Source organism: Bacillus cereus group sp. MG20 (assembly GCF_040459885.1).
GTDB lineage: Bacteria > Bacillota > Bacilli > Bacillales > Bacillaceae_G > Bacillus_A > Bacillus_A cereus.
On record NZ_JARVHF010000001.1, the window covers coordinates 4978145 to 4998875 of the forward strand.

Genomic DNA, 20731 nt, shown 5'->3' on the forward strand with positions numbered 1-20731 from the left:
TACATATTTTCAAACTTTAATATAAAGGAGAATGGCTGTATGGAGATCGCTAAAGGGATAGAAATGTTACAACTTGAATTTCAAGAATTTGTTATTCATCCAATTCTTTTATGGGATGATGAAATGGCAGTATTAATAGATACGGGTTTCCCAGGACAAATTGAAGATATACAAGTAGAGATGGAAAAGGTTGGGGTATCATTTGATAAGTTAAAAGTCGTGATTTTGACGCATCAGGATATTGATCATATAGGTAGTCTTCCGGAGTTGTTGCAGCGCTGTCGAAGTAATATTAAAGTTTATGCGCACGAACTAGATAAGCCATATATCGAGGGGGATTTACCTTTATTGAAGGACGGAAATATAGAGAACCGACCAAAAGGAAAAGTGAGTGATACTGTGATTGACGGGCAAGAACTTCCGTATTGCGGTGGAATACTAATTCTTCATACTCCAGGGCATACTCCGGGTCATATTAGTTTATATTTGAAACAAAGTAAAATTCTTATTGCAGGAGACTCTATGTATAGTGTGAATGGGATGTTAGGAGGAATTCACGCCCCAACAACTATAAATATTAAGGAAGCACAGCAGTCTTTGAAGAAGTATTTAAATTTACATATTGAATCTGTAGTTTGTTACCATGGGGGATTTAGTAAGGGGAATATAAATGTTCAACTTCAAAATTTGTAAAAGTTAAAGTGAAATTTTTTGTTAAACAGCATTGAAGTATAATCTGATTATTAGTATATAAATAAATTATAAAAGAGCATGTTTGAAAAAATTCAAACATGCTCTTTTATTAAAGAAAATCAGTTTAATATGAATGACCTAATCCGTTCCAATAAAAAGAAACGATTTCTTGTGATAATTCATCTATATTTGCAAGAATAGGATTGTGATTTTCATCTTTAAAATTCCCAATTGATAATAAAGATACGAAAGCATGAGCCGCAAATTTAGCGTTCCCTTTCGGGATTTCTCCGATGTGCATCGCATTATCGAGTGCTTTTTCTAGTACTTCATACATATTATCTTCAGCATTTTTTAATTCTTTCAATTGTTCTTCAGATAACGACAGTTTTGCATCTCTCATAAAATTTTTCATATCAATATCCATCGTTGCGTGTAAGTAAACTTTAGCGAAGTCTAATAATCTTTCTTCTAACGTTTTGTTTGTAGAGAGTATTTGAGACATATTCTCACGTATACGTACCATCATTTCGATCATAGTAGCGGTAAATAAATCGGCTTTTGTTGAATAGTAATAGTAGACAGTTGCTTTCGTAACCCCACAAACTTTTGCGACCTCATCCATAGAAACGACTTGATAATTTTGTGTAAGAAATAAGCGGGTTGCTACTTCTAAAATGGTTTCTTTTGTAGATTTTGTATTTTTATTTTGACGCGGCCTTCCGAGAGGACGTTGTTTTTGTTCCAAATACATTCGCTCCTGACATTTATGATTGAGATAATTATAACATAATTTTCAATCATTCTTGATTAATTAACCGACCAGTATATATAATTAATAATGGAGGAAAAAAGGAAGGTGGGTTTTTATGAAAAAGCACCCGTTACATATGTTAGGGAGGCTTGTAGCAGGGAGAAATACGCAGTGGATCACTTTATCGGTGTGGATTCTTATTACATTATTACTTTCATTTACGTTACCACAAGTAAACAGTACGAAAGAACCGAATCCGAAAAATTTACCTGAAACAGCTATGTCACAGCAAGCGGAAGCGCTTATGAAAAAAGAGTTTCCGAATAATGCAGGGAATCCGTTGTTAGTAGTATGGTATAGAGATGGTGGATTACAGTCACAGGATTATAAACTCATACAAGATGTTTATAAGGAGTTAAAAGCTAGTCCTTTAAAAGAACAATCAACGTTACCACCATTTGATACAATCCCAGAGCAAGTATTATCAAAAAGTGCATCAAAAGATGGTACATCATTTGTTACACCGGTATTTTTTAATAAATCTGCTGGTACAGATATATTAAAAGGAAATCTTGAAGAGTTTAGAAAAATAGTGAATAGTAAGGTGGATGAAGATCCATTTAAACAAAAAATAAGTGAATCTGGTTTACATGTTCGATTATCAGGACCTGTAGGTATTCAAACGGATGCAGTTAGTTTATTTAGTCAAGCAGATGTGAAATTGTTAGTGGCTACTGTACTACTAGTGTTAGTTTTGTTAATTTTACTGTATCGTTCACCAATTTTAGCGATTTTACCTATACTTGTTGTTGGCTTTGCATACGGTATTATTAGTCCTACACTCGGTTTTTTAGCTGATCACGGATGGATTAAAGTAGATGCCCAAGCGATATCAATTATGACAGTATTATTGTTTGGCGCTGGAACGGACTATTGTCTATTTTTAATTTCGAGATATAGAGAGTACTTGTTAGAAGAAGAAAGTAAATATAAAGCATTACAACTTGCGATTAAAGCTTCTGGCGGTGCAATTATAATGAGTGCATTAACTGTTGTACTTGGATTAGGAACATTACTACTTGCTCATTATGGAGCCTTTCATCGATTTGCAGTACCATTTAGTGTTGCTGTATTTATAATGGGAATCGCTGCTTTAACGATTTTACCAGCACTATTATTAATATTCGGTAGGATTGCATTTTTCCCGTTTATACCGAGAACAACTTCAATGAATGAGGAGTTTGCAAGAAAGAAAAAGAGGGCTGTAAAAGTTGAAAAATCAAAAGGCTCCTTTAGTAAAAAACTTGGAGATATTGTAGTACGAAGACCGTGGACAATAATTATGCTAACTGTATTTGTATTAGGCGGATTGGCTTCATTCGTACCACGTATTCAATACACATATGACTTATTAGAGTCGTTTCCAAAGGATATGCCTTCTCGTGAAGGGTTTACGTTAATTAGTGATCATTTCTCAGCTGGTGAACTAGCACCAATAAAAGTTGTTGTTGATACGAAAGGCAAAGAGCTTCCTATTAAACAAGAACTAGAGAAATTTTCTTTCGTAAATACAGTGAAAGAGCCAAAAGAGGGAAAAGAAAATAAGCAAATACAAATGTATGAAGTTTCTTTAGCGGAAAATCCATACTCAATTGAAGCGTTAGATCAAATTCCTAAATTGAAAAGTAGTATAGAAAAAGTATTAAAAGATGCTGGGATTAGTAATGCTAAAGATCAATTATGGATTGGTGGGGAAACAGCTTCATTATATGATACAAAGCAAATTACGGAACGTGATGAATCAGTAATTATTCCAGTAATGATTAGCATTATCGCTTTACTATTACTTGTTTACTTACGATCGGTTGTTGCGATGATTTATTTAATTGTAACTGTCGTTTTATCATTCTTCTCAGCGTTAGGAGCAGGATGGATATTACTTCATTACGGTATGGGTGCGCCGGCCATTCAAGGTGCGATACCGTTGTACGCATTCGTATTTTTAGTTGCTTTAGGTGAAGATTATAATATCTTTATGGTTTCAGAAATATGGAAAAACAGAAAGACACAAAATCACTTGGATGCAGTAAAAAATGGTGTAATACAAACAGGTAGTGTTATTACATCGGCTGGTTTAATTTTAGCAGGAACTTTTGCAGTGTTAGGTACACTTCCAATTCAAGTATTAGTTCAATTTGGTATTGTAACTGCAATTGGCGTATTACTAGATACGTTTATCGTAAGACCGTTACTTGTACCCGCGATTACAGTAGTTTTAGGCCGATTTGCTTTTTGGCCAGGTAAACTTTCAAGAAAGAGTGAAGAAATACAAAAGGTGGATGCATAGTTAAAAAAGCCAAGGATATTTTCCTTGGCTTTTTTCAATGTAGTTAATTAATTTTTTGAAGTCAAATCATCAGCTGCAGCGTGATCAGCATCTTCAATTGTTGTTTCGGGCATTCCGTATAAGCCGTTCATTGCTTGTTCTTCGATAGTAAGATTTGCAGTATTATTATTTTGAATAGATGTAGTGTTTTCAGTAACATTTTCTTTTTTATTCATATTTTTGTTATTCATGTATGTATCCTCCAAATTTCATTTGATTTATCTATAGTATGTGGATGGATTTCCAGAAATATGTGAATTGATTCTTACATATGTTATATAATTAAATGAATAATTAGGGTGAATTGTAAACTGTTAGGAGTGAACAAGTATGGTGAGAGCAAGGGAATTAGCCTTCTAAAATAAAAAGAAAATTTTAGGAGGCTATTAGAATGAAGTTTCATGTAATTGATAGAGAAGATTGGAATAGAGAGCGGTATTTTGAGCATTATTTAAAGTTGAACTGTACATTTAGTATGACTGTGAATGTTGATATCACGATGTTATTAGAGGAAGTATATCAAAAGGGAATAAAATTTTATCCCGCTTTTATATATTTAATTTCTAGAGTAGTAAATAATCATAAAAAATTTCGAACATGTTTTAACGATGAAGGAGTTTTAGGCTATTGGGAGGAAATGATACCGAGTTATACAATCTTTCATAAAGATGATAAGTCTTTTTCAAGTATATGGACGGATTATTCAAGTGATTTCCGCACTTTCTATAAAAAGTATGAAGATGATATGAGATACTATGCTAGTGTTCATGGTCTTTTCACGAAAGAAAATATTCCGCCTAATGTATTTCCGATTTCTAGCATACCTTGGACTAGTTTTACTGGATTTAATCTTAATATTAATAATGATGAAAATTTTCTATTGCCAATTATAACTTGTGGGAAATATTTTAACGAAGGAAACAAGGTTATGCTACCAGTTTCATTGCAAGTACATCATTCGGTTTGTGATGGATATGATGCGAGTAAATTTATAGAAGATTTACAGCAGTTAAGTAATACTTGCAACGAGTGGCTTAAGTAATATCTAATTTTTAATTATATAAAGTGAAACTTTAATCAGTGGGGGGGGTCAGCCCTCATCAATCGGGATTTTACGGGCAATTGATCCTCCACCTAACTTCTTTGCTTTCGCTGAATTTTGAGGTGGGGGTCTTACTGCCAGGCAAATAGCGGGATAAAATTGAAAATGAATAAAAGAAGAGAACATGTTTATATTACATGGTCTCTTTTTATTATTCATTAATACTAAGTAACTGTGGAAAATATAGGGTGATTTGTAGTTTAATAGTAAAGAGAGTGATTAGTGTTAATTTTCTTAGTTTTTAAAAAGGATATAAATGTTTTAATTGGGGGGAGTAAAGTGAAATTTGTAAGCATTGAAAAAGAGGAGATCCTAATTGGGAATATGGCAAATTTGTATTGTAAATTATTTGAGAAAACAAATTTCAATGAAATGATCAAGCGAATGAATAGGCATATAGAATATACAGGTTTTAAAGGTATAGTAGCAATAAATGATGAAAATGAAGTAGTTGGTTTTACTTATGGTTATCGCTCAATGGAGGGACAGTACTATAATCAATTAATGAGAGAAGCGTTACATCTAGAGCAAGTAGACGAATGGTTGCAAGATTGTTTTGAATTTGTAGAGTTAGCAGTTCACCCACAATATCAAAATAAAGGTCTTGGAACGAAATTACATAATAAATTACTAGAAGGGGTTTCAAATAGAACGAGTGTTTTAACAACACAAATAAACAATGAAAAAGCACGTTCGTTATATGAAAGATTAGATTGGATAAATGTATTGGAGCCATTTCATCCAAGTAAAAATGATGTTCCATATGTAATAATGGGAAAAGCATTAAAAACAAAAGTGAATTGATAATTATGGCATTCACAAAAATTATTGGTTTGTAATAATGAAGGGGAAAACAACAATGATATCTATAGAAAAAGCTACAATTTTAGATGCTGAGAAATTAACAGAAATAATGAAAAGAACATTTGATGCAGAAGCAAAACAATGGCTATACGGCCAAGATGATGTCATTGATTATAACATTCAACCGCCAGGATATTCTTCAGTTGAAATGATGGAATATTCCATTGAAGAATTGAATTCTTTCAAAGTTGTAATGGATAAAGAAATAATTGGAGGGATAATAGTTACGATTTCTGGTAAGTCGTATGGTCGAATTGATCGTATTTTTGTAGATCCTGTTTATCAAGGAAAAGGAATTGGATCACATGTTATGAAATTAATAGAAAAGGAATATCCAAACATAAAGATTTGGGATCTCGAAACATCTAGTAGACAAATTAATAATCATCACTTTTATAAAAAGATGGGCTACCAAATGATTTTTGAATCGGAAGATGAGTATTGTTACGTGAAAAGAATAAAAACAAGCTCAAATAAAGAGAGTGTAGTTACAAATAAAGATATGAAAAATAGTCAATACGAAAACTGTAATTTAGCAAATACAGAGTATTATCAAGTGAATTTAAAAAACAGTTCATTTGTTGGTAGCAATATAATGAATACGAATATGAGTAATTGTAATGTAAGTCAATCAAAGTTTAGAAATATAAATTTTAGATGGTCATCATATGCAGATTTAAATCTTTCTGGTAGTAAATTTAATTTGGTGACTTTAGGTGGAGTGCAATTTAAAAATACAAGTCTCGGAGATGAGAAGGAACCTATTTTATTCGATAAATGTGATTTGGAAGGTAGCACCATAAGTAATAGTAATCTGAAAAATATTGAAATAGAAAATTGTGATATAGTCGGCATGAAACTAAATGGTATTCCAATTGAAAATTTGCTTAATTTATATAATAAAGTGAAAAGTTAACCATATAGATATAGTTGTTAATCTTTTTGGAAATTAAGTATTATATCGAAATAATTATGTAAAAATGACATAAAGAAATACGGACGAGAAGGTCATTCGTGAACGTTTCTAGAATATACCACAAATATATTGTTATTTATATGGAGGAGAGAAAGATGGGGATCAACGTTAGAGCAGTAGAAATACAAGATGCTAGAGCAATTCATCGTATATGTATACAGGATGACGTTTTACCGTATATGGTTTTCTTACCTAGCATGCGTGTAGAAGCTATGGAAAATAGAATTCGAAATTTAGCACCAAATCAATTTGAATTTGTTGCAGAATATGATGGAGAAATTGTTGGGTTTGTAGGTTTAACACAAAGTCCGGGACGAAGATCTCATTCAGGCGATTTATTCATTGGGGTTGATAGTGAATATCATAATAAAGGAATTGGGAAAGCACTTCTTACGAAGATGCTTGATTTGGCTGATAATTGGTTAATGTTAGAGAGAGTAGAACTAGGTGTGTTAGAAACGAATCCAAAAGCAAAAGCTTTATATGAAAAATTTGGATTTGTAGAAGAGGGAGTAAAGATAGGGAATTTGAAAGCTCACGGAAAGTTTATTAATGAAATTATGATGAGTCGTTTTAGACCGGATGGTTTAATTGTACATAATTAGTAGTTAAAAGCATGACAGTATACTGTCATGCTTTTTTATTAGAATTTGGCTGTATTAAAAATAATACTAAACCAATAAAAATAACGGTAATTCCTAGTCCTTGTTGTAAAGAAATGGTCTCATGTAATATAAAGTACGCTAGTATACAAGTGCCAATTGTTTCACCTAAAATACTCATTGAAATTACAGTAGCACTTATCCATTTTAATAACCAATTAAAAATGGTTTGTCCTAAAATTGTAGCAATGAAAGCTAATCCAATAAAGCACAACCAAGTTTGTGTAGAGTAATGGATGAAAGATTCTTGTTGCGTGAAAGCAAATATACCAAGAAAGCCAGCACTACTTCCATAACTAATTACCGAATATGGTATAAGTGCTAAATCTTTACGAACGTGTTGGCTAATGAAAAAATAAGCAGTAATGATACCGGCAGCGATAAATGCTAAAATATCTCCATATAATGCTTCTCCGCTAATTTGGAAATCTTGCCAGCCAATGATGATACTACCTGAAATAGCGATGAGGCAACCAATAACTGCTCCTTTTGTAAACCTCTCCTTAAATAAAAAATAACCACCAATCATTGAGAACAAAGGTTGTAACGTTACGATAACTGTAGAGCTTGCTACAGAAGTATATTGTAATGATTCAAACCATAGTACATAATGTGCAGCCAAAATTAGCCCAGATACGAATCCAAGTGCCCATTGTTTTTTCGTTAAAGTTTTTAGCTCATTTCGACTATTTTTATTAAATAGTAATAACGGTAACAGAATTAGTGTGGCAAAGAATAATCGGTAAAAAGCAATGATTGTCGCAGGAGCATCTGCCAATTTTACAAAAATAGCTGAAGTTGATAAGGCGAATACACCAAAAAATAAGATGCAATATGAAAGAATAGGTGATTTCAAAGTTTGTCCCTCCGATAGAATGTTTATTATAATAAACTTAATACGATATAATGTACAAAGGTAAGTATATAAGTCCCGGAGATAATAGGGAAGGGTTATTTGCCTTTGTTTAGTATGTCAGCACAAAGACAACGAAACATGCATTATGATGGACGAAAGGAAGTTTTACTATGGTACATGATAGGCTTGGGCAAACAGTATTAAGTTATCGTAAGAAAAATAATATGACAATTCGTGAATTCGCTGATTATGCAGGGATTAGTACGTCGTTAATTAGCCAAATTGAAAGAGGACATGCTAATCCTTCTTTAAATGTTTTGGAATTAATTGCAAAAGCATTAAATATACCGCTGTTTACACTTTTTATTAACGATATTGATACAGATTCGCTCATTTCTAAGAAAAAAGATCGAAAAAAAGTATATCGGGAAAACAATGATCACATTGTATATGATGTATTAACACCTGATTTTATGAAAGCACGTATTGAAATGCTAATGATGGATTTAAATAAACAAGCAAACACAACAGAAAGCCATTATTCCCATGAAGATAAGGAAGAGATTGCTGTTATTATGAAAGGGGAAGTGTATGTGGAATTGGAGGGAAAAGAATATTTTTTAGAAGAAGGCGATGTTGTACGTATTCCACCGAATGTGAAGCATCGATTTTTGAATAAAAGTGATGAATCGAATCACATTTTATTTGTCCTGACACCATCTTTAGGATGAAAATATAGTGATTTTTATTAGGGGAGTAAGAAAATGGGAAAAAGTATTTTAAAAGGCGGTCTTTCAATTATTTCTCAATGTAAAAAAGAAACAAATGATATTTGGCATGCACATTTTGGAGCAGCTGCAATTGCTAGTTATTTTTTTATGAAAGATAATCATATTGATGAAGAAACAGCTCGTAATATACATTCGCAAACAAGGATGATGCTAAGCAAGAAAAAAATTGGTGAGATGATTGATGATAAAAAAGAAATAGATTTTCAAATTGCGGAGAATATGATTATAAAATCTTTAGAACAAACGATTGATGAACTTCATTGGGTCGGGCATAACGTCATTTATGCGTCATTAAGCTTATTAGCTATGAAAGAGCTACAAAAATGGGGAGATAATCAAGCAATTGAAGGGATTACTACTCTTATTTTATCATTTCGAAAAACAATTCCAGGTAGATCGTGGATTGGTTATACGATGAAAGAAGTAAAACAATTAAGTTTTGAAGATGAGATACAAAGTGAATTGAGTAATCCAACACAAGTATCTCGATTCGTTTTAAATGAGTTATCGAAATTTAATAGTATTTATCGAGCAGAATCACATCATGATTTAATTGGGCATTTGCTTACATACTCCCACGCAATTAATATAATGTACGATTTAGGACATATAGATCTATTTCAACGAGGGATACGTCCGCTGTTAAAACTAGTATACGTACTAAGAGCTAGCCAAAAGCTCAAGCTGAATACGGAAATAACTTTACACTCACCTATAGATCGATTACCTTTAATTCAATCTAAACGTGCAAATATTTTACCAACTGAAAATATATTTTGGATAAAAGACTATAGTGAATTCGATTGGGATTTTGGTCATGTATTTAAATTCTCATATAGTTATTTTAATCATATAAAGAGAGCTCCAAATTATAAAGATATAACATTAGAAAAATTCCGGTATGTTATTCATTCTTAATGAACGTCAATAATCTGTAAAAGGAAGCTTAATCTAGTTTCTTTTTTTGTTAGTAGTATATTATTTTTTCAAATATGTAAGATTTTACATGCGTATTTTACTTTTACTAATTATGTAAGTAGGCTATACTGAAATACATACATTTTATTTTTGGAGAGATGTAAAACGACATGGAACTAGCGAAATTGGAAAAAGTAATTGAAATAAAAAAAGAAGAACTTTTATATTTAGTATCGGATTATGGAATTCAACATGAAAAAGTATTGGCATTGAGTCAAGAACTAGACAAATTAATCAATTACTTTATGTTTTTAAAATAAAGAGAACTATGACGGGGTTTGTAAATGTTATAGTTCTTTTTTATTAGGTAATTTGAAAATATATTAAAATATATTGTCTAATTTCTTACAGAATGCGCAACTTGCTAGTCGAATATAAGGACTTTTGGTTATAATAAAAAGGAATTATTAATTGTATCGGTTAGGAGCGCAGCACATATGAAAACAGTTGTTGTTATCGGTGGAGGTATAACGGGACTTTCTACTATGTTTTATTTAGAAAAATTAAAAAAGGATTATAATATCGATTTAAATTTAATTCTTATTGAGAAAGAAGAGTATTTAGGTGGTAAAATCCATAGTGTGGAAGAAAAGGATTTCATTATGGAGTCAGGGGCGGATTCAATCGTTGCTCGTAATGAACATGTTATGCCACTTGTAAAAGATTTAAATTTAGAAAATGAAATGGTATATAATGAAACGGGTATTTCTTACATATATTCTGAAAACATGTTACATCCAATTCCTTCTGATACTATATTTGGGATACCGATGAGTGCCCAGTCGTTGTTTAGCAGTACGCTAGTCTCAACGAAGGGGAAAATCGTAGCTTTAAAAGATTTCATAACGAAAAATAAAGAGTTTACGAAAGATACATCACTTGCTCTATTTTTAGAAAGCTTTTTAGGGAAAGAGTTAGTGGAAAGACAAATTGCTCCTGTGCTTTCAGGCGTATATTCTGGTAAATTGAATGAGCTTACAATGGCATCTACATTACCGTATTTACTGGATTATAAAAATAAGTATGGAAGTATTATTAAAGGTTTTGAAGAGAATAAAAAACAATTTCAATCAGCAGGAAATAAAAAATTCGTATCATTTAAGGGTGGACTATCTACGATAATTAATCGCTTAGAAGAAGTGCTGACTGAAACTGTCGTAAAAAAAGGTGCTATAACGACGGCTGTAAGTAAACAAGAAGATCGATATGAGATTTCTTTTGCAAATCATGAAACAATACAAGCTGATTATGTTGTTTTAGCAGCTCCACATGATATAGCGCAAACTTTATTACAGTCTAATGAGTTAAATGAGCAGTTTAATACATTTAAAAACTCATCTCTTATTAGTATTTATTTAGGATTTGACATACTAGATGAACAACTACCAGCTGACGGTACGGGGTTTATTGTAACGGAAAACAGTGATTTACATTGTGATGCTTGTACATGGACAAGTCGAAAGTGGAAACATACATCGGGTAAACAAAAATTATTAGTTAGAATGTTTTATAAGAGTACCAATCCGGTATATGAAACAATCAAGGATTACAGTGAAGAAGAATTAGTACGAGTAGCTTTATATGATATTGAAAAGAGTCTCGGAATTAAAGGTGAACCAGAAGTAGTTGAAGTTACAAATTGGAAAGATTTAATGCCGAAATATCATTTAGAACATAATCAAGCGGTTCAAGCATTGCAAGAAAAAATGACAAATCTTTATCCAAATGTATATTTAGCTGGTGCCTCATATTACGGTGTTGGAATTGGTGCGTGTATTGGAAATGGAAAGAATATTGCCAATGAAATAATGGCTACATTAAATAAATAATACTGTAGAATAAATAAAAACTGTTCCTTCAGCAAAATGAAGGAACAGTTTTTATTTATTTTATTTGAATGGAAATTTTATTGTTTTTTACATTGTTTTCTTTTATTGTTAATGTTATTTCTCCAGATTCTTTAAATGAATACGGTGATAGTTGATAAATATCTTTTATATCATGTTTTTCTTGTAATTTACTTATCGGTATTAATACGATATTTGGCTTCCATGTTTCTTGTTTTCCTGAAGGATATTCTATAAGTATTACCGGATTTTTTAACTGCATTTTTTTCCAAGAGACGAAATATAGTTGAACTTCTGTATCTTTTTTTAATAATTCTTCGGAGAAATAACCGAATTCGCCTACATTACCGAAAACAGTGTAGTTTTGATTTTTTAATTTAATATCTAAATAACTAGGTTGATATGTTACTGCATGATAAGTTCCATATGAAAGTGAGAGCATGGCAGCGATTAAAATACCGATTGAAAATGTCTTAAAGCTATTGCCTTTAAAGTTAGTCATCATGAAAGAGTTTGGTGTGAATTTTTTTGCGAATAAAAAAATAAGTAATATGAGTAAGAGGGATAAGCCGATGAATATATACATAGGAAATTTACACCTCCACAATAAAATAATATATCAACTATATTTTACCATGAATGTATGGGGTAGGGTGGTTGTTTGGAAGGAGAAAATGAAGAAACAATTTTTTTACAGTTCTTGATAATTTGAAATTCGATTTATGGAAATTATAGCGTAATGTTTGAGTAGTAATCAGAAGGTATCCAATTTGTGTATATAGAATAAAGAAGGAATGCGTCATTAGAAATGTTTGATTTATGGAACAATAAGGACTTTACTAATTATAAATATTTTTTCTGATATAATGAATGAGTAGAGAGAAAGGAGTGATCCTATGGCATTTCCTATATTAGAAACAGAACGCTTACGTTTAGTTGAAATAGAACAATCTTATTGTCAAAAAATATATGAAATCTTTTCATTGGATGAAGTAACGTGTTATTACGGTATGAATTCTTTTACGGAGTTTGGACAAGCTTCACGTATGATCGAATCTTTTTCGAAAAATTACTTTGAGAAAAAGGCAATACGATGGGGAATTGTGTTAAAAGAAACGAACGTTTTAATAGGAACAATTGGACTAAACAATTTACAATTATGGAGTAAACGATCTGAGATTGGATATGACCTGCATCCTCGTTATTGGGGAAATGGTTATGCGTCAGAAGCGGCTCGAGAAATTATTGATTATGGGTTTAAAGATTTGGGTTTGTTTAGAATTGGAGCTATTACATATCCTGAAAATGTTACTTCTTGTAGAATGTTATCTAAAATCGGCTTTCAAAAAGAAGGTCTATTGCGCGGATATATTCATCAAGGAAATAAGCAACACGATGCATTATTGTATTCTATAGTGCGAACTGATATTGAAGACATAAATTTATAATAAAAAAAAACCTCTTAAATAAAAGAGGTTTTTTTTTATTATAAATTAACCTAATTTAGGTAATAAACGTTCTCCGCTTTTCATGCTACTTTTACATAAAGGGCATTTAGGCTCTTCTTCAAATGAAAAGTTCTTTCTCATCCATCCTAAACAATCCTCTGATTCACATTCCCAAACAGGGGTTTGTTCTGGTGGTACTTCTGCTACATCGTTCTTTCGATTGCGATACATGTAACCACTCCTTTTATGTAAAAAATTTTAGTTATATATTAAAAAGGTTGTTAACCTTGCTGGTAACAACCTTTTTATTGTTTGAATTATAGCTTTACAACGTTTTTAGCTTGAGGTCCGCGGTTACCGTCTTCAACTTCGAAGCTAACTTCTTGACCTTCGTCAAGAGACTTGAAGCCGTCGCCAGTGATAGCTGAGAAGTGAACGAATACGTCGTTACCGTCTGCAACTTCGATGAAACCGAAACCTTTTTCGCTGTTAAACCATTTTACTTTACCTGTTAATGTCATGGTAATGCCTCCTAAAAGTAGAAAAATTACAATATGATCGGCCTTATTTGAATGAAAATAAAAGTTCACATATTATCAAAAACCCATAAGGAGTAAAAAATGACCCTGATTGATACTTGATAATATGCAAAGAAAATATAGTGTTAAATTGACCTTAATTACTATCTTACAACAAATGGTGGGAAATAGCAAGTGCTGGTAATACCACTGAGTAATCTGGGTGATAATAGTAAAGGCACAAAGGCACCTCTTTTATTTATATATTATTCCTAATTTGGATTTATGCAAAATCATGTAAGAAAAACTTAGAGTAAATATTAATAATGTATTTTTTATGGTAAAATATGGTTGTTACTGTTGGTAGTTAAATATTATAAAAGGAGAAAAGAAAGTGAAAAATAATTCATTTATAATAATTGAAGCAGCAAAAGCAGGGAGAAAAAAGGTCCATCCAGTCTTTGCTGTAATATTAGCCATTATATTTTTGACTTTAGGCGAACTTTTTATGTTATTTATGTTATTTTTACCAAAAGCTGAAACGATATTCATGAAAGGTATTTATGACAATGTTAGAATGGTGTTAACGTTTGGCGGAGCTATATTTATTTTATTTATATGGGTTCGTTTTGTAGAAAAAAGACCTTTTTCATCCATTGGTTTTTGGAAAGAGAAATGGATGAGAAATTATTTAAAAGGTGCGTTAATGGGGTTTGTATTTATTTCAACGCCAGTTATTCTACTATTATTAATGGGGAGTGTGAAATTGCAAGTACAACATATTACCTCAACAGTGATAGTAGGAATAGTAGGATCTCTAGTTGCATTTTTAATACAAGGGGCAACGGAAGAAATTATTGTACGAGGTTGGTTATTCCCGGTTCTTTCTGTTAGAAGTCGTATATGGGTTGGAATAATTGTAACTTCATTTTTATTTGGATTTCTTCATCTACTTAATCCGGGAATTACAATATTATCTATATCGAATATAATATTAGTGGGTGTTTTCGCAGCTTTATACGTATTGAAAGAAGACGGTCTGTGGGGAATATGTGCATGGCACTCAATTTGGAACTGGGCTCAATATAATGTATATGGTTTTGCAGTTAGTGGCACAACTGTATATTCTACTCCAATTTTTAAGTCTATAACAAATGGCCCCGAATTCCTTCATGGAGGCACGTTCGGAATTGAAGGTAGTATCATTACAACAATCATGCTCGCTATTGCTTCAATTGTTTTATGGAGAAAGTTATGGGGAAGAAAAGTGAAACAACGAAATTTTAGTTAATGAAAGAGGGAGAAACTATGGGGATAATAGCATTTGAGGGAGCAAGCGCTGTTGGTAAAAGTACCACGTGCCGTGAATTAGAAAAGAATTATGGTGCTTATATAATACCTGAAGTGAATTCTTTATTTGAAAGGCCAAAAAATGAACATAGAACATGGTATTTTGAAAAACAAGTTGAGCGCTGGAATATAGCTGTTCAGAAGTCAGAGCAATATGAATTAGTAATACTTGATGGTGATATATTTCAGCCACTTAGTTATAATTGGTGTTTTCATTTTGATATATTTAATCAGCCATTATCTTTAATAGAAAATTTTTATAAAGAAAAGATGTTAAATAGGGAAATTGGTTTTCCGGATCAATATTTTTATTTATATACGAACGATGAAGAACTTAGAAAGCGGAAAGTATATGATGAAACGAAAAGAAGGAGAAACTTTGAAAAACATTTACATATATCAAAATCGTTTCAGCGTTATTATGAAAATTTAAATACTGTTACAGATGGGTATTGTAAATTAATTGAGGCGAAAAGTGTAAGAAATAATGAATTAGAAATAGTAAGAAACTCAAAAAATTTGAACGTGTGTGAAGAAAGACGTTTTGATGTTTCGAGGTTAGATGCTATTACGAAGTGGTTAAAAGAAAATCGTGCATAAAGTAAAAACAAAGTGTGTTGTAGAACGCGCTCGTTGTTTTTTTTGCTTCTTTATAAATATAAAGGAAAAATTTGTAGAATACTTTCAATATTTAACAGGATAATCTTTCAATTTTAAAGAAAAAGAAATACAATATGAGAAAGTATATATAAATAATATGATAGGGGATGGGATGCGATATTTTAAATGAAGTAACAGTTTTTATATAAAAAATAATTAGGTAGTCAGAACAGAGATATTTGGGAGGAAACAAGCGCGATGAAAACACTATTTAAAATAATCGGTATTCTAGCTGGTATGGCGGTAATCGGAGTAGGTTTAACATATGGTATGCTGCATTATTTAAATAATAGTAAACCAGCTGCGAAAAAGGCATCACCAGCTGCTCCAGCAGTAGAAGTATTAGCTGATAGTAACGTAAAAGCAGAAGATGCAAAGCTTTTAGAGAATGGCAATTATTCATTGCCAAATAGTGGTTTTAATAAAAATTTTAAATGGACAGATGAGAACATACAGACAGCATTACATGAAATGGCACATCAAAAAGCGAAAGCTGATCAAAAGTGGGGCTATATTTTTATTACACAAGAGCGGATTGAAAGCTTAATTGATATTGTAAAGAGTAATGATCTTGTACAGGGAAGTACATATGTAGAAATTTTAGAACGATGGAAACAAGGAAAATATGAAAAGGTTGATGGGGATCACAATAAGATTTGGAAATTACAAAGTGGGAATTTAGGAGAAGGAAAAGGAGTAATGTCGGAAGCTGAGCAAAAAGAATTAATTAATCAAGTGTTTATGAACAAAGGTACATATTCAGGTAGTAAATTAATTGCAGGTGGCGGACAGACTAATAAATAATATACTAATTAATGTAAGAGAGTAATTGCTTATTAGGCAATTACTCTTTTTATATGTACTTCTTAATATCTTAATCTGGTTCAAGTAAGGAAAGAAACGACTGTAACACCGGGGAAATCCATCTGGATTTATGATAGATTACATGACTTTGAATAACGGATGGAGTTTCGATAGGCTGAAAACATAGTTGTTCTTTTTGACAACTTTCCTGTACAACGATATAAGGAAGAATTGAAATGCCTAACTCACACATGACGGATTGTTTAATGACTTCAACATTGGAAGTTTCAAATGTTTTAGCTGGAATATTTCCGCTTTGACGTAAAAAACGATCTACCATTGTCCTATAGCCGCAACTTTGTTCTGTAAAAATGAACTGAGTTTCCTGTAATAACTGGAATGGATTTGTATGTGCAGCGGAATAAGCTGGTAAAATCCATCCAAATGTTTCATTACTAAAAGTACGCGTAATAAAATCATTATGTTCTATACTTTCTCCAATTATGAAGACAACGTCTGTTTCTCCTTCACGTAATTTTTGTAATGCTTGTTCATTTGTGTTTGTTTCAAGTACGATATTTACTTTCGGATTTTTCTGTTTGTAAGTACGTAATAATTGTGGTAATCGGTATACCGCTAATGATTCATTAGATGTAATACTTAATGTACCTTCTAAATAATCTGTATTTTGGGGGATTTCTTGCGCTTTTTCATATATTGAAAGTAATTCTAATGCATAAGGATGAAATTGATGACCTGCTTTTGTAAGTAGCACTTTTTTCCCTAACCGATCGAAAAGAGGAATATGTAAATCGTTCTCTAAAGCTTTCATATGTGCTGTAACAGTAGATTGCGCATAACCTAGCGCGTGCGCAGCTTTAGAAAAATTACCATACTTCACAATGGCGCAAAATGTTTTAACATGTCTCATTTCCATAAGCGATCCCTCTTTTATTATCATGATTTGTGAATGATTATATCATGTATTTTAATTTTCCAAATGATTAAATTTTGTATAAAATGAAATTGTAGAAATATTCATTCAGGTGATATTGGAGGAGAACAGATGATCAAAAAGGGCTATCATGTAGCTGTTGTTGGGGCTACAGGTGCGGTAGGGCAAAAAATTATTGAACTGTTAGAGAATGAAATGAAGTTTAATATAGTTGAAGTTACATTGCTTTCGTCAAAACGATCCGCTGGTAAGAAAGTAAGATTCAAAGGACGAGAGATAATTATACAAGAGGCAAAAACAACTAGCTTTGAAGGTGTAGATATTGCCTTTTTTAGCGCTGGGGGAGAAGTATCTAGACAATTTGTAACTCATGCAGTTTCTAGTGGTGCGATTGTAATTGATAACACAAGTGAGTACCGAATGGCACAAGGTGTACCGCTCGTTGTTCCGGAAGTGAATGCGCACACTTTAAAACAGCATAAAGGTATCATTGCAGTTCCAAATTGTTCAGCATTACAGATGGTAACAGCACTTCAGCCGATTCGAAAATCATTTGGTTTAGAAAGAATTATCGTTTCAACATATCAAGCTGTATCGGGTTCTGGCATTCATGCGATTCATGAATTACGAGAGCAGGCTAAGTCTATACTTGCAGGTGAAGAAGTGAAGAGTGATATATTACCGGTGAAAAAAGATAAAAAACATTATCCAATAGCATTTAATGTACTGCCTCAAGTAGATATATTTACAGACAATGATTTTACTTTTGAAGAAGTCAAAATGATTCAAGAAACGAAGAAAATATTAGAAGATGAAAACTTGAAAATGGCAGCTATTTGTGTACGTGTTCCAGTTGTATCGGGGCATTCAGAATCGGTTTATATAGAACTGGAAAAAGAAGCAAGCGTTGCGGAAATCAAGGGAATACTAATGGATGCACCAGGTGTTATTTTGCAGGATAACCCTAGTGAACAGCTGTATCCAATGCCATTATATGCAGAAGGGAAAATAGATACATTTGTCGGAAGAATACGTAAAGATCCTGATACGCCAAACGGATTCCACCTCTGGATTGTTTCCGATAACCTATTAAAAGGTGCGGCTTGGAATTCAGTTCAAATCGCAGAGACTTTAGTGGAAAAGGGGATACTTTAATATAGTTTAAAAAACTGGGGAATCGTTAATGATTCCCCAGTTTGTATTTCATAATTGTTTTCTTTATTTCGGCCAACTTTAATTAAAATTAGTCGTTATTGAATTTTTATAAATATCTACTTTATGTGCAGTGAAGCGTAAGGTTTTGGATTCTGCATGAATTGTAAGATTAATAATAATCGATAACGGCATTTCGACCGTTTTCACAATATCTTCTATAGCAATATACTCATTTTTTGCTTCCTTATAATAAACAACAGAACGAATTACGGCCTCGTCACCTTCAATATCAATTTCACACATCATAGGGAATTTTTCACCATTATGTAAGAATAATTCGCCTAGTACGATTGAACCGTTTAATTCTTCTGTGAAATTAGTAGTTGCCGCTGGTTTTACCCATGTTTCGTCATGTTCTTCGTTTTCCTCTTCATCTATTGCCCATTCCCAAATGGGGTTTTGTTTTAGGTCCTCAATAGTTAATTTATCAATTGGTTTGCAACTACTCATACATAAATTCTCCTTTTATTTTGATAAATAAGTTTTTTGATTTCATGAATTAGATGATTGCTTATAAGTGGGTTTAACAAAGTATTTTGCTCATTTGATATCCAAACTACTTTATTTTGAAATAAAGCTATTACAGCAATATTAACAAAACTTTAATTGTCTAGTAAATAATTATTAGTGGAGATATTAAAATGGGATGGTGTTAAAGAAAGATAGTAAAAAACATCAAGGATGAATGAAATCCATTTGGTACGATATGGATATATCCAATGTGAGGGGGAGTTTGATGTATCAAGTAAAGGGGTATTTTTCATCATTAAAAGGAAGTTATTATGAGATTGGAAAGCAACAAGGGGAATTCGTGAAACAAAATCCGTATCTCATCCCGCAATTTATACACGAAGAAAATGTAATATCTAATAACCATTGGACAGAATCGAGAAATATACTAAACAAACATTGTCCAGGCATAAATGAAGAAATTGAGGGGTTTTGTGAAGTGTTAAAAATTCCTTCAAAAAATATGATGTATTACTATCAAACACTATTGAAAGCAGGTTGTAGTCATTGTGCAGTATTACCTAAAAAGACCGATTTAGAGCACACATATGTATTAAGGAATTATGATTTGTCACCAGTAATAGATGATATGCGTTTTTGTTCAACTCATGTTGAAGGTGCGTATGCACATAGTGGCTTTTCTACTCAATATTTTGGCCGAACGGAAGGGATAAACGAGCATGGATTAGCTGTTACATTTTCAGCATGTGGTCAACCAGTAGGAAATATTGCAGGTTTAAGAAAGCCAATGGTGAGTGGTTTACAATGTTTTGCGGTAATTCGATTGTTGTTGGAGAAATGTAAAAATGTGCAGGAAGCTAAGTTACTAATAGAAGAAATCCCAATTGCTAGTAATATTAATTTAATAATAGCTGATCCTTTAAATGCAGCATATATTGAAATATTTGACGGTCATAAATCCACAATAACGATTGATGGTGAAAAACAAGCTTTTATTGTATCAACAAACCATGCAGTTAGTTCATCAATTCAGAAATTAAATAATAGGAAATTAGAACAATCAACAAAGAGATATCACCTTTTACATGAGCATTTAAATAGATGTGAACAAGTAAGCATAGAGTCTTTAAAAAAGTTAGTAGAAGAAGAATATCCTGCTGGACTTACTGTGCATAACTATGAAGAATGGTTTGGAACTTTACATTCTGTATTATTCGATTTACATGATCGTACAATGAAGATTTGTTTCGGATCCCCACTTTTAAACGACTGGTATTCATTGAAAGTTGGAGGAAGTATGCCGTTTTCTGAGGTGAACGTGAACTTTAAAAATAAAACTTATACTGACTTTTGGAAGGAAGATAAGAATGAATTGATACCTAAAAGATAAATGGGATAAGA

Annotated in this window: 24 protein-coding genes; 16 read left to right on the forward strand and 8 right to left on the reverse strand. The window is 32.1% G+C overall.

Annotated features, from left to right (window positions below; translation table 11 throughout):
* The first annotated feature begins 39 nt into the window (after nucleotides 1-39).
* Complete coding sequence (locus QCI81_RS25595) at nucleotides 40-693, forward strand: MBL fold metallo-hydrolase (RefSeq protein ID WP_053564539.1); 654 nt, start codon at nucleotides 40-42, stop codon at nucleotides 691-693.
* Nucleotides 694-817: 124 nt separating this feature from the next.
* On the opposite strand, the gene QCI81_RS25600 is transcribed toward QCI81_RS25595, so the two are convergent.
* On the reverse strand, nucleotides 818-1441 hold the full coding sequence (locus tag QCI81_RS25600) for a TetR/AcrR family transcriptional regulator (protein WP_071730177.1): 624 nt from the start codon (nucleotides 1439-1441) through the stop codon (nucleotides 818-820).
* A 121-nt stretch (nucleotides 1442-1562) separates the two neighbouring features.
* Between QCI81_RS25600 and QCI81_RS25605 the strand changes: the two genes are divergently transcribed.
* Complete coding sequence (locus QCI81_RS25605; RefSeq protein WP_071730178.1) at nucleotides 1563-3794, forward strand: MMPL family transporter; 2232 nt, start codon at nucleotides 1563-1565, stop codon at nucleotides 3792-3794.
* 47 nt (nucleotides 3795-3841) lie between these two features.
* Here QCI81_RS25605 and QCI81_RS25610 read toward each other — a convergent pair whose 3' ends face one another.
* Complete coding sequence (locus QCI81_RS25610; RefSeq protein ID WP_001060657.1) at nucleotides 3842-4024, reverse strand: DUF4021 domain-containing protein; 183 nt, start codon at nucleotides 4022-4024, stop codon at nucleotides 3842-3844.
* A 200-nt stretch (nucleotides 4025-4224) separates the two neighbouring features.
* On the opposite strand from QCI81_RS25610, the gene catA reads away from it, so the two are divergent.
* The 4 genes from catA (at nucleotide 4225) to QCI81_RS25630 (ending at nucleotide 7380) form a co-directional block, all read left to right on the forward strand.
* On the forward strand, nucleotides 4225-4875 hold the full coding sequence (gene catA, locus QCI81_RS25615; RefSeq protein WP_071730180.1) for a type A chloramphenicol O-acetyltransferase: 651 nt from the start codon (nucleotides 4225-4227) through the stop codon (nucleotides 4873-4875).
* 339 nt (nucleotides 4876-5214) lie between these two features.
* The gene (locus tag QCI81_RS25620; protein ID WP_071730214.1) at nucleotides 5215-5739 is read left to right on the forward strand and encodes a GNAT family N-acetyltransferase; all 525 of its coding nucleotides are present in this window, start codon (nucleotides 5215-5217) and stop codon (nucleotides 5737-5739) included.
* Nucleotides 5740-5776: 37 nt separating this feature from the next.
* Nucleotides 5777-6715, forward strand: coding sequence for a GNAT family N-acetyltransferase (locus QCI81_RS25625; RefSeq protein WP_071730182.1), 939 nt, complete (start codon nucleotides 5777-5779; stop codon nucleotides 6713-6715).
* A gap of 155 nt (nucleotides 6716-6870) precedes the next feature.
* Nucleotides 6871-7380 carry a GNAT family N-acetyltransferase gene (locus QCI81_RS25630; protein ID WP_063547205.1) on the forward strand — a complete coding sequence of 170 codons (510 nt, stop codon included), beginning with the start codon at nucleotides 6871-6873 and terminating at the stop codon, nucleotides 7378-7380.
* Nucleotides 7381-7405: 25 nt separating this feature from the next.
* On the opposite strand, the gene QCI81_RS25635 is transcribed toward QCI81_RS25630, so the two are convergent.
* Entirely contained in the window at nucleotides 7406-8293 is an 888-nt protein-coding gene (locus tag QCI81_RS25635; protein WP_071730184.1) for a DMT family transporter, read from the reverse strand.
* 170 nt (nucleotides 8294-8463) lie between these two features.
* On the opposite strand from QCI81_RS25635, the gene QCI81_RS25640 reads away from it, so the two are divergent.
* From QCI81_RS25640 to QCI81_RS25655, 4 genes are all read left to right on the forward strand, one after another.
* Complete coding sequence (locus tag QCI81_RS25640; RefSeq protein ID WP_071730186.1) at nucleotides 8464-9024, forward strand: helix-turn-helix domain-containing protein; 561 nt, start codon at nucleotides 8464-8466, stop codon at nucleotides 9022-9024.
* A 33-nt stretch (nucleotides 9025-9057) separates the two neighbouring features.
* The gene (locus QCI81_RS25645; protein WP_071730188.1) at nucleotides 9058-10002 is read left to right on the forward strand and encodes a hypothetical protein; all 945 of its coding nucleotides are present in this window, start codon (nucleotides 9058-9060) and stop codon (nucleotides 10000-10002) included.
* Nucleotides 10003-10172: 170 nt separating this feature from the next.
* Nucleotides 10173-10322 carry an aspartyl-phosphate phosphatase Spo0E family protein gene (locus QCI81_RS25650; protein WP_000417698.1) on the forward strand — a complete coding sequence of 50 codons (150 nt, stop codon included), beginning with the start codon at nucleotides 10173-10175 and terminating at the stop codon, nucleotides 10320-10322.
* A gap of 177 nt (nucleotides 10323-10499) precedes the next feature.
* Nucleotides 10500-11891 (forward strand): protoporphyrinogen oxidase, encoded by a 1392-nt coding sequence (locus tag QCI81_RS25655; RefSeq protein WP_000860350.1) that lies wholly within the window; start codon nucleotides 10500-10502, stop codon nucleotides 11889-11891.
* A 55-nt stretch (nucleotides 11892-11946) separates the two neighbouring features.
* On the opposite strand, the gene QCI81_RS25660 is transcribed toward QCI81_RS25655, so the two are convergent.
* Nucleotides 11947-12495, reverse strand: a complete 549-nt coding sequence (locus QCI81_RS25660; RefSeq protein WP_071730190.1) for a hypothetical protein — start codon at nucleotides 12493-12495, stop codon at nucleotides 11947-11949.
* Between the two features lie 310 nt (nucleotides 12496-12805).
* Here QCI81_RS25660 and QCI81_RS25665 point away from each other — a divergent pair, with 310 nt between their 5' ends.
* The gene (locus QCI81_RS25665) at nucleotides 12806-13357 is read left to right on the forward strand and encodes a GNAT family N-acetyltransferase (protein WP_000885398.1); all 552 of its coding nucleotides are present in this window, start codon (nucleotides 12806-12808) and stop codon (nucleotides 13355-13357) included.
* 45 nt (nucleotides 13358-13402) lie between these two features.
* Here the strand turns inward: QCI81_RS25665 and QCI81_RS25670 are convergent, their stop codons facing one another.
* Nucleotides 13403-13588, reverse strand: coding sequence for a cold-shock protein (locus tag QCI81_RS25670; RefSeq protein WP_000286203.1), 186 nt, complete (start codon nucleotides 13586-13588; stop codon nucleotides 13403-13405).
* A gap of 86 nt (nucleotides 13589-13674) precedes the next feature.
* The gene (cspD, locus tag QCI81_RS25675; RefSeq protein WP_000176365.1) at nucleotides 13675-13878 is read right to left on the reverse strand and encodes a cold-shock protein CspD; all 204 of its coding nucleotides are present in this window, start codon (nucleotides 13876-13878) and stop codon (nucleotides 13675-13677) included.
* A gap of 391 nt (nucleotides 13879-14269) precedes the next feature.
* On the opposite strand from cspD, the gene QCI81_RS25680 reads away from it, so the two are divergent.
* The 3 genes from QCI81_RS25680 to QCI81_RS25690 all read left to right on the forward strand — a co-directional run bounded on the left by QCI81_RS25680 (nucleotide 14270) and on the right by QCI81_RS25690 (nucleotide 16689).
* Nucleotides 14270-15166, forward strand: a complete 897-nt coding sequence (locus QCI81_RS25680; protein WP_000794825.1) for a CPBP family intramembrane glutamic endopeptidase — start codon at nucleotides 14270-14272, stop codon at nucleotides 15164-15166.
* Nucleotides 15166-15825 (forward strand): DEAD/DEAH box helicase family protein, encoded by a 660-nt coding sequence (locus QCI81_RS25685; protein WP_139213228.1) that lies wholly within the window; start codon nucleotides 15166-15168, stop codon nucleotides 15823-15825. Before QCI81_RS25680 ends, QCI81_RS25685 begins: the two co-directional genes overlap by 1 nt.
* Nucleotides 15826-16083: 258 nt before the next feature.
* Complete coding sequence (locus QCI81_RS25690; RefSeq protein ID WP_053564524.1) at nucleotides 16084-16689, forward strand: PRK06770 family protein; 606 nt, start codon at nucleotides 16084-16086, stop codon at nucleotides 16687-16689.
* 70 nt (nucleotides 16690-16759) lie between these two features.
* On the opposite strand, the gene QCI81_RS25695 is transcribed toward QCI81_RS25690, so the two are convergent.
* Entirely contained in the window at nucleotides 16760-17626 is an 867-nt protein-coding gene (locus tag QCI81_RS25695) for a LysR family transcriptional regulator (protein ID WP_000425897.1), read from the reverse strand.
* 129 nt (nucleotides 17627-17755) lie between these two features.
* Here QCI81_RS25695 and QCI81_RS25700 point away from each other — a divergent pair, with 129 nt between their 5' ends.
* Nucleotides 17756-18799, forward strand: coding sequence for an aspartate-semialdehyde dehydrogenase (locus QCI81_RS25700; RefSeq protein ID WP_353810914.1), 1044 nt, complete (start codon nucleotides 17756-17758; stop codon nucleotides 18797-18799).
* A 78-nt stretch (nucleotides 18800-18877) separates the two neighbouring features.
* On the opposite strand, the gene QCI81_RS25705 is transcribed toward QCI81_RS25700, so the two are convergent.
* Nucleotides 18878-19309, reverse strand: a complete 432-nt coding sequence (locus tag QCI81_RS25705; protein WP_000093107.1) for a hypothetical protein — start codon at nucleotides 19307-19309, stop codon at nucleotides 18878-18880.
* A gap of 286 nt (nucleotides 19310-19595) precedes the next feature.
* Here QCI81_RS25705 and QCI81_RS25710 point away from each other — a divergent pair, with 286 nt between their 5' ends.
* Nucleotides 19596-20720 carry a C45 family autoproteolytic acyltransferase/hydrolase gene (locus QCI81_RS25710; protein WP_000285230.1) on the forward strand — a complete coding sequence of 375 codons (1125 nt, stop codon included), beginning with the start codon at nucleotides 19596-19598 and terminating at the stop codon, nucleotides 20718-20720.
* Nucleotides 20721-20731: the final 11 nt, after the last annotated feature.

What these genes read in the sequence shown, in the direction of transcription:
- QCI81_RS25595 (WP_053564539.1), top strand. Translation starts at nt 40, where the DNA reads ATGGAGATCGCTAAAGGGATAGAAATGTTACAACTTGAATTTCAAGAA.
- QCI81_RS25605 (WP_071730178.1), top strand. Translation starts at nt 1,563, where the DNA reads ATGAAAAAGCACCCGTTACATATGTTAGGGAGGCTTGTAGCAGGGAGA.
- QCI81_RS25610 (WP_001060657.1), bottom strand. Translation starts at nt 4,024, where the DNA reads ATGAATAACAAAAATATGAATAAAAAAGAAAATGTTACTGAAAACACT.
- catA (WP_071730180.1), top strand. Translation starts at nt 4,225, where the DNA reads ATGAAGTTTCATGTAATTGATAGAGAAGATTGGAATAGAGAGCGGTAT.
- QCI81_RS25625 (WP_071730182.1), top strand. Translation starts at nt 5,777, where the DNA reads ATGAAGGGGAAAACAACAATGATATCTATAGAAAAAGCTACAATTTTA.
- QCI81_RS25630 (WP_063547205.1), top strand. Translation starts at nt 6,871, where the DNA reads ATGGGGATCAACGTTAGAGCAGTAGAAATACAAGATGCTAGAGCAATT.
- QCI81_RS25640 (WP_071730186.1), top strand. Translation starts at nt 8,464, where the DNA reads ATGGTACATGATAGGCTTGGGCAAACAGTATTAAGTTATCGTAAGAAA.
- QCI81_RS25645 (WP_071730188.1), top strand. Translation starts at nt 9,058, where the DNA reads ATGGGAAAAAGTATTTTAAAAGGCGGTCTTTCAATTATTTCTCAATGT.
- QCI81_RS25650 (WP_000417698.1), top strand. Translation starts at nt 10,173, where the DNA reads ATGGAACTAGCGAAATTGGAAAAAGTAATTGAAATAAAAAAAGAAGAA.
- QCI81_RS25655 (WP_000860350.1), top strand. Translation starts at nt 10,500, where the DNA reads ATGAAAACAGTTGTTGTTATCGGTGGAGGTATAACGGGACTTTCTACT.
- QCI81_RS25660 (WP_071730190.1), bottom strand. Translation starts at nt 12,495, where the DNA reads ATGTATATATTCATCGGCTTATCCCTCTTACTCATATTACTTATTTTT.
- QCI81_RS25665 (WP_000885398.1), top strand. Translation starts at nt 12,806, where the DNA reads ATGGCATTTCCTATATTAGAAACAGAACGCTTACGTTTAGTTGAAATA.
- QCI81_RS25670 (WP_000286203.1), bottom strand. Translation starts at nt 13,588, where the DNA reads ATGTATCGCAATCGAAAGAACGATGTAGCAGAAGTACCACCAGAACAA.
- cspD (WP_000176365.1), bottom strand. Translation starts at nt 13,878, where the DNA reads ATGACATTAACAGGTAAAGTAAAATGGTTTAACAGCGAAAAAGGTTTC.
- QCI81_RS25685 (WP_139213228.1), top strand. Translation starts at nt 15,166, where the DNA reads ATGAAAGAGGGAGAAACTATGGGGATAATAGCATTTGAGGGAGCAAGC.
- QCI81_RS25690 (WP_053564524.1), top strand. Translation starts at nt 16,084, where the DNA reads ATGAAAACACTATTTAAAATAATCGGTATTCTAGCTGGTATGGCGGTA.
- QCI81_RS25695 (WP_000425897.1), bottom strand. Translation starts at nt 17,626, where the DNA reads ATGGAAATGAGACATGTTAAAACATTTTGCGCCATTGTGAAGTATGGT.
- QCI81_RS25700 (WP_353810914.1), top strand. Translation starts at nt 17,756, where the DNA reads ATGATCAAAAAGGGCTATCATGTAGCTGTTGTTGGGGCTACAGGTGCG.
- QCI81_RS25705 (WP_000093107.1), bottom strand. Translation starts at nt 19,309, where the DNA reads ATGAGTAGTTGCAAACCAATTGATAAATTAACTATTGAGGACCTAAAA.
- QCI81_RS25710 (WP_000285230.1), top strand. Translation starts at nt 19,596, where the DNA reads ATGTATCAAGTAAAGGGGTATTTTTCATCATTAAAAGGAAGTTATTAT.